Genomic DNA, 6,980 nt, shown 5'->3' with positions numbered 1-6,980 from the left:
GAGTCTCGCACTTCCGCTCCAATCAACCTTAAATAGTTTCGTTTTAAAAACAACAATCTTTACGAAAAGAGCCTTTTATTATGACTAACTTTATGTACATATTTTGTTTATTAGTATGGGGGCTTAATTTTATTGCCGTAAAGATTCAAGGTACACCTGTGAGTTTAGAGTTATCTTTAACATATCGTTTAAGTATGACGGCAATCCTATTTTTCATTCTTTTATGCATTCTCAGACCTAAAGGAAAACCCATGAAAAAGGATGTTCCATTTATTATTGTGTTTGGAATATGTAATTTTGCCTTAAGCTATTTATGTCTTTATTACGCGACTATCTTAAGTTCAGCGGCTATGGTTACATTGATCTTTTCATTGAAAGTCATTTTAACACCTATAGCCCTTCGTCTTTTTTTGAAAGAACAATTACGTTCTCGTATCTTAATTGGAGGGGTAATTGGTGTACTGGCTGTGTGTATTGTTATTTACCCAAGTTTGAATGACATTCATGGATTTAATGATATAAAAGGAATCATGATAGCCGTTCTTGGTACCATCCTTACTGCAATGGGCGATGCATGCTCAGCTAGAAATGCTAAGAAGAAAGTAAACCCAATCTATGCTAATGTAATTGGATTTGCAGCAGGAGGAATTCTTTTAGGGGCAATTGTGTTCATAAAAGGACAAGCAGTCAGTATACCGACATCCATTTCATATTTGTCTGCTTTGTTCTATTTAACTATATTCGCCTCCTTTGGAGCTTGGCTATTCTACCTCAAGCTTGTAGAGAAAATAGGCGGGACAAAAAGTGGATACATGGTTGCCCTATTTCCGGCAATTGGAGGTGTGGCTTCAGTGATGATTGGTGAATCAGATCCATCCATTTACTTGGCTGCTGGCTGTCTTTTCAGTTGTTTAGGTGCTGCCATTGCATTAGGAATAGGCAAGCATATTGGTGAAATTAACTTGAAAGAAGAAAATTCGATTAACAAATAAGGGTTTCCGCCGTAATTCGATACAGAGAGGGATGGGACAATGGAAAGTAAATGGCCAAAAGAAATGAGAGTAGCGCAAATCCGCGTTGCACGTCCTACTGATCAACTCAAGAAGGTTGTAGACTTCTATTGTGAAGGATTAGGTTTGAAAAAAATCGGTTCTTTTGAAGGGCACGAGGGATATGACGGCATCATGATTGGGCTGCCTGATTCCAGCTATCATTTAGAGTTCACTCAGCATAAAGATGGCAGTCCTTGTCCGGCCCCATCACAAGATAATCTGCTCGTCTTTTATATTCCTGAACGTAAAACCATTGAGGAAATCACGAATAGATTGAAAGGTATGGGGTATGAACCGGTTTCTCCGGAAAATCCATATTGGGAAAAGTCAGGTGTTACCATTGAAGATCCGGATGGCTGGAGAATTGTATTGATGAATTCGCCAGGAATAGGACATTAAAATAATAAAAGTGAATTTATTTAGAATCTACAAGTGGGGACCCAATCTTGCTGCTTAACAGGCAGCCAGCCCCCTTCTTTATCGAATGAATGAAATCGGCCGAAAAGGATGGTGCTTTTCGGTCGTTTTGGGTTCATGAAGACATAGTGATTCCGCCATTGATGTGAAGGGCATCCCTGCTATATATGCTCCCTCATCAGATGCAAGCAGCACATACATTCATTAGATAAGTCATTCCAGGTACGTTAGCGTATAAGGAGGCCCTAATCGAAGTATAGGGGCATTGTAGTTAAAAAAACCTCTCAAATCAAAAGGCATTGAAGCCTTTTTGGAGCATCGTGTAGTCGTACTGAACACTATGCCGGAAAAATTTTTGTAATGATTTATTTAGCCTTGGACATACTTAATTAAGATATATAAAAGAACCATTTATCTAAAGGAGGAACCCGTATGTCTAACGAAAATATTCAAAATAAAATGGAAAATATTTGGCAGGATACATGTGGATCATGGGAAAACTGTACGGAAACTACAATTCAGTCATTCTTGGCAAAATCCGAAGAAAGCAATATAGACCCGCAATATTGCATGAGCTGGGTGGAACAACATAAAACCCAAATACCTGAGTGGCCGGCCGTTTCAAAAGTGTCGCTGGACTGGGTAAATCAACATACTTCTACTGGATCACCCATTTCAATGAAGGACCAGGATCTATAGAATGGTGGAAGGTTTTTAGCCTTTTAAATATTACGAACTCTAATATGAGGTGAAAATAGTTGTCGAATAATGAGAAACAAGACGGTAAATCAAATCGTCGGCAAGGTTCAGAATATAACAGAGAGCATTCGAACAATGATCCAGATTACATGGTTAATGCTTGGGACGAAACGAATGTTGAAGATTCATTTGTACAATCAGCCATCCAAGAAGAATTCAATAATCCAGTAATCCAAGAATCCATCTTGAAATTCAATAAAATAGCAAATGAAGAAGAAAAGGAATCTTGATTTTAACGCCCCATAGGGCGTTTTTTTTGAAGCAGGAAGTGAAAAGAATTTTTAAGTCATGCCAAGAATCCTAGCTCGATATGGAGAAAATTCATATTAGCCTTTCCACTAAATATCAAATTAACAGAAAAAGATTGTGAGGGGTATACTCACAACCGCAGTAGTTTTACATCTGAAAATTCAGAGGAAAGGCCACGAAATCCTGGGTGAAAACTGTCTTTTTTTATGTTATTTTCTGATCTAGCTCCAAAGGTAAAAAAGCATATTCTCCGTCCTTAATGATCTCACATTTACGAACTGGAATAGGATGTTTAAAAATGGGCCCATCTATTACCGTGGTATGGAACTCTCCGCCTTCTCCGCAAGGGTCAATACCACGAGCTTCAAGCTCCTTCACGTATTCATGGGTTAACGTTCGCCCTAAATCGTCCTCTCGCATTCCAAGTGATAAATTAACAGTTACAATGTTCGTTACAAATCCTAGATTTATGAACTCTTCGACAGCTTCACGATGGTTCATTTCCCATAAAGGCATCCCAAGCTTTAATCCAGCATTCTTCGTAACCTTTTCGTGCCAACAGCCATGAGCAGGCATATCCAGGTCTCCAGTTACTAACACTTCTGCTCCTTGATTTTTAGCTTTTTCTAAAAGGCGCATAAATACTTTTTCATAATCTGTCCAACTTGCAGCTGCAGTATAAACGGGCAAACCTATTGATTTAGCTTGGGCACGAATGAGTTCCGGAGGCATTCCATGGGATCTGGAACGTTTCCCTTCTTCCTCCATCATGACGATCAGCCCAACAGCTTCTCCAACCTTCACTGCTTTATATAGGGCTAAGACACTATCCTTTCCACCGCTAAAAGAAGCTATAAATTTATGCCCGCGAGCACTATTTTTCCAATCGATTAATTCTGCCATTCATATCTTTCCCCTTTATTCTAATGACTTTTTTCACGATGCCTGTTAGTAGCCAATTTCATATTTTATATATGAGGTTTCATCGCTTTGTTTGTTTGATTTTATCACTATTGGACCTTACGGATGAGATATTATTGCATCGTTATGCAAAAAAAAATGAAATTCCAATGATGAATAAAAGTGAAGTTTTTACGGGATCATGCAATGTTCCATTACACTTGTTTGTTCAACAAAGATAGAGTGATAAAAGCCGATAATCTGTAATCGCTTCAACACTATAAACTTATCTTTCGCCATGTTGCCATAAGAATTTAGAAGAAGAATGATATACAAATAAAGGGAAAAGGCGTCTTGATATCGTATAAAGTATATTATAATTCTTTTTTTTATTAACTAAGTAAAATCATCATTAATGGGAGTGAAGATAATGGAAGCATCGGTAGAGCGGATTTTTTCTAATGCATTGGTGGAATTGGCCGGGCATTTTTTTCTAGTGAGTACAGAGAGTTCAGTAAAACTTGGCGATGCAGAGAACTACGTATTTGAGGTTCACAGGGATACACCATACATCTTAAGAATGACACACCAATCACATCGTTCAAAAGGCCAAGTGCTTGCTGAGTTAAAGTGGATAGAGTACTTACAGAATAATGGAAGTGAAATACCGAAAGTTATCCCTTCTACAGAAAATAACTTAGTTGAAATTGTAAAGGGTCTGGATGGCACAGATTTTTATTGTTGCTTATTTGAAAAAGCCCCTGGTGTAAGGGTGAAAGTCACCGATGAAAATTTCGACGGACATTTATTTTTTGAATGGGGAAGAACAATAGGCCACCTGCATAAAAAAACAAAAAGTTACAAGCCTGAAACAGAATATAAAAGGCTCGATTGGCATGAAGAAGAATTATTGAATGCCGAGCACTATCAATCTGATGTTCCAGAGCAAGTGATGCACCAGCAAGAATCAATCATGAATAAATTAAATGCACTTCCAATTCATCAAGATAATTTTGGATTGATTCATTCTGATATACATAACGGCAATTTCCATTTCCATGAAGGCAAGATTCATGTTTTTGACTTTGATGACTGTTCTTATCACTGGTTAGCTAGCGACCTGGCCATACCTCTGTATTATCTTATGTGGAGTTTAGAACGTGAAGGTGTAAAAGAACTCGATGGATATGCTGCCAAATTCATGAGGGATTTTATAAAAGGTTATGAGACGGAAAATAAACTCGCACCTGTAGATTACGAAACGATCCCGCTATTTTTAAAATTAAGGGATCTAACGTTATATAATTTTTTTCATAAAAAGTACGATTTGAAGAATGCGGATAATCAATTATATAAAACCGTTCAGAAAACCGAACAAAGAATCATGGAAGGCCGTCCTATTGTTCACTTCAATTCGAACCTGATTTATTGAAAGATTGATGTATCTGAACATTAAACAGGGTACTGACAAGGAGGCTTTAACTGAATATGAAGTTCAATGCACTAGTACCTGAACTATCAGTATCGAATATAAGTGAATCGAAAAAATTTTACCTTGAAATTTTGGGGTTTCATTTAGAATATGAACGTGTTGATGATAAATTTGCCTTTCTTTCTTTAGGAGAATCGCAAATTATGCTGGAAGAAATAAATGGAAGTTGGGATACAGGAGAATTGATATATCCATTAGGCAGAGGGATTAATTTTCAAATTGATATTGATGATGTTGAAAAATTGGCGGCTGCTTTAAAAAGGCGTGGAATAAAATTATTTAGAGAAATGATGGAAAACCATTATGAAAGCGATAATGAGGTGTTTGTAAAAAAGGAGATTTTAGTTCAAGATCCAGATGGTTATTTACTAAGGTTTTCACAGACAATGAATCCGAGTGGGGCAGTCTTAAAAAATAAGGGGGATTGGCATGTCAGAAACGAAAAATAATAGTCTTACATATATGATTCGGACTGGTGAATTAAAAGATGCGGAAGCAGTTTTGGATGTACAGTATTCCGTTATTTCCGAAGGTGAGTACTTTATTGCGTTATCAGACGAGTTTAATAAAACACCAGAACAACAAAGGGATTGGATACGAAGGCTATTGGAAAGTGAACGAGAAACCATCATCGTGGCCGAAATAAATGGTGAAGTCATTGGATGGATAGGATTTCAATCGGAAAATAGGAGGAGAATGTCTCACAAGGGCTCATTTGGGATCATGATTAGAGAAAAATACAGAGGGATGGGTATTGGAAAAAAACTAGTTAAAGCATTATTGGAATGGGCGGAAACCAATCCGTTCATTGAAAAGGTGAGTTTAGGAGTTTTTTCAACAAATCATCGGGCAATATCACTTTATAAAAGTATGGGGTTTGTTGAAGAAGGCCGTAAAGTTAAGGAGTTTAAGATGAACGAAAGTGAATACGTTGATGATATTATCATGTACAAGTTGGTTTGAACAGACTGAAAGAGCATGAATTGATTCAATACATGCTCTTTCGGTTTTGTTATGTATCTATTTTTATATTAAAACGATGTTTCCGTCATGCATCATTTAATTATTTTAACCTTCACTTGCTTTCTTCCCCACGTTAAAGCATCCGCTTCTTTTGCGATGAATACATCGATTCTGTTTCCTTTGATCGCGCCGCCCGTGTCTGCAGCGATTGCTTGTCCATAGCCTTCGACTTCAACGATGGAGCCTAGCGGAATCACGTTCGGATCGACTGCTATCAGTTTGGCATCATCATATTTTTGTAAATCGACGCCCATTCTTGTGGTGCCTGAACATCCTTCGCAGCTCGCTGTATATGCAGTACTTGTTACCGTCAGTTCTTTAACGGCCGAGCTTGCTAAACTGGCTCTTTCTTCTAATTTACTGAAAGTCCGTGCACCGGCTATACCGTCAGCGGATAATCCCTTTTGCTTTTGAAAGTTCATGACTGCTTGTTTTGTACCTGTACCATAAATTCCATCGATCGTTGATGTGTAAACATCCGAGGCTTTCAATAGCCTCTGCAGTTCAGCTACAGGTCTTCCGATATCCCCGCTTTTCAGTACCTGGATTTTCTGATTCGTTTTTGTTCCTGCTATTCCATCGGCTTTCAGCCCTGATTTTTCCTGAAACTTCTTTACGGATTCTTTTGTAATCGGTCCGTAGTAACCTGTTGCTTCATAATAGGGAAAAACCCCTTTTGTCAGTAATAATTCTTGTAGTTCCTTTACATCACCATTACTCATTCCTGATGAGAGTGTGCGATCCAAAGCTGCGGCTTCGCCTTTAGTTGGCATGCAAACTCCTAGAATGAATACAGAAGCCGTTAGGATCGTTATTATAATTTTCTTCATGTTTATCCTCCTCGTTGTTTCCTGCAATTAAACCATTCGTTAAACGATCACTCTTTTAGGCGCAGATAAGGAAAAACACCGCGAAGGCACTAAGGAATTGTTAAAACATGTTAGAGAAAGAAAAGAAATGAGGCGGAGAACGGGTTACCATATCCTTAGTAATTAGCGGATTCTGGATTCTATTAAAAAGAATCAGGAAAAGAATTGAGTGGACTAAATCCAGGCAACATCGTTCGGGGATAGATTTTTTCAATAATC

9 protein-coding genes are annotated in these 6,980 nt (G+C 37.9%); 7 read left to right on the top strand and 2 right to left on the bottom strand.

The genetic code is table 11. The features are described from left to right. Positions 1-80: 80 nt before the first annotated feature. The 4 genes from ACFX4X_RS14875 (at position 81) to ACFX4X_RS14860 (ending at position 2,458) form a co-directional block, all read left to right on the top strand. Positions 81-992, top strand: coding sequence for a DMT family transporter (locus ACFX4X_RS14875; protein ID WP_377384506.1), 912 nt, complete (start codon positions 81-83; stop codon positions 990-992). A gap of 39 nt (positions 993-1,031) precedes the next feature. After that, on the top strand, positions 1,032-1,451 hold the full coding sequence (locus ACFX4X_RS14870; protein WP_284469658.1) for a VOC family protein: 420 nt from the start codon (positions 1,032-1,034) through the stop codon (positions 1,449-1,451). A gap of 450 nt (positions 1,452-1,901) precedes the next feature. Then, complete coding sequence (locus ACFX4X_RS14865; RefSeq protein ID WP_061464967.1) at positions 1,902-2,168, top strand: hypothetical protein; 267 nt, start codon at positions 1,902-1,904, stop codon at positions 2,166-2,168. Between the two features lie 59 nt (positions 2,169-2,227). Next, positions 2,228-2,458, top strand: coding sequence for a hypothetical protein (locus ACFX4X_RS14860; RefSeq protein ID WP_125162981.1), 231 nt, complete (start codon positions 2,228-2,230; stop codon positions 2,456-2,458). Between the two features lie 223 nt (positions 2,459-2,681). Here ACFX4X_RS14860 and ACFX4X_RS14855 read toward each other — a convergent pair whose 3' ends face one another. Then, entirely contained in the window at positions 2,682-3,380 is a 699-nt protein-coding gene (locus ACFX4X_RS14855; RefSeq protein ID WP_061464963.1) for a Dph6-related ATP pyrophosphatase, read from the bottom strand. A 427-nt stretch (positions 3,381-3,807) separates the two neighbouring features. Here ACFX4X_RS14855 and ACFX4X_RS14850 point away from each other — a divergent pair, with 427 nt between their 5' ends. Genes ACFX4X_RS14850 through ACFX4X_RS14840 form a run of 3 tightly spaced genes read left to right on the top strand, consistent with a single transcriptional unit; the run spans position 3,808 to position 5,832 of the window. Next, complete coding sequence (locus tag ACFX4X_RS14850) at positions 3,808-4,809, top strand: phosphotransferase enzyme family protein (RefSeq protein WP_377384503.1); 1,002 nt, start codon at positions 3,808-3,810, stop codon at positions 4,807-4,809. Between the two features lie 56 nt (positions 4,810-4,865). Beyond that, positions 4,866-5,318: a bleomycin resistance protein gene (locus ACFX4X_RS14845; RefSeq protein ID WP_377384501.1), complete on the top strand. Its 453-nt coding sequence runs from the start codon at positions 4,866-4,868 to the stop codon at positions 5,316-5,318. Continuing rightward, entirely contained in the window at positions 5,299-5,832 is a 534-nt protein-coding gene (locus tag ACFX4X_RS14840) for a GNAT family N-acetyltransferase (RefSeq protein WP_377384499.1), read from the top strand. The genes ACFX4X_RS14845 and ACFX4X_RS14840 overlap by 20 nt, the downstream gene beginning before the upstream one ends. 92 nt (positions 5,833-5,924) lie before the next feature. Here ACFX4X_RS14840 and ACFX4X_RS14835 read toward each other — a convergent pair whose 3' ends face one another. Beyond that, positions 5,925-6,722, bottom strand: coding sequence for a peptidoglycan-binding protein (locus tag ACFX4X_RS14835; protein WP_375166200.1), 798 nt, complete (start codon positions 6,720-6,722; stop codon positions 5,925-5,927). Positions 6,723-6,980 lie beyond the last annotated feature (258 nt).

It is taken from the genome of Peribacillus sp. YIM B13481 (assembly GCF_042787985.1).
GTDB lineage: Bacteria > Bacillota > Bacilli > Bacillales > DSM-1321 > Peribacillus > Peribacillus simplex_A.
The sequence above is the reverse complement of the archived record's forward strand: the minus strand, read 5'-3'. Positions and strand labels throughout refer to the sequence as shown.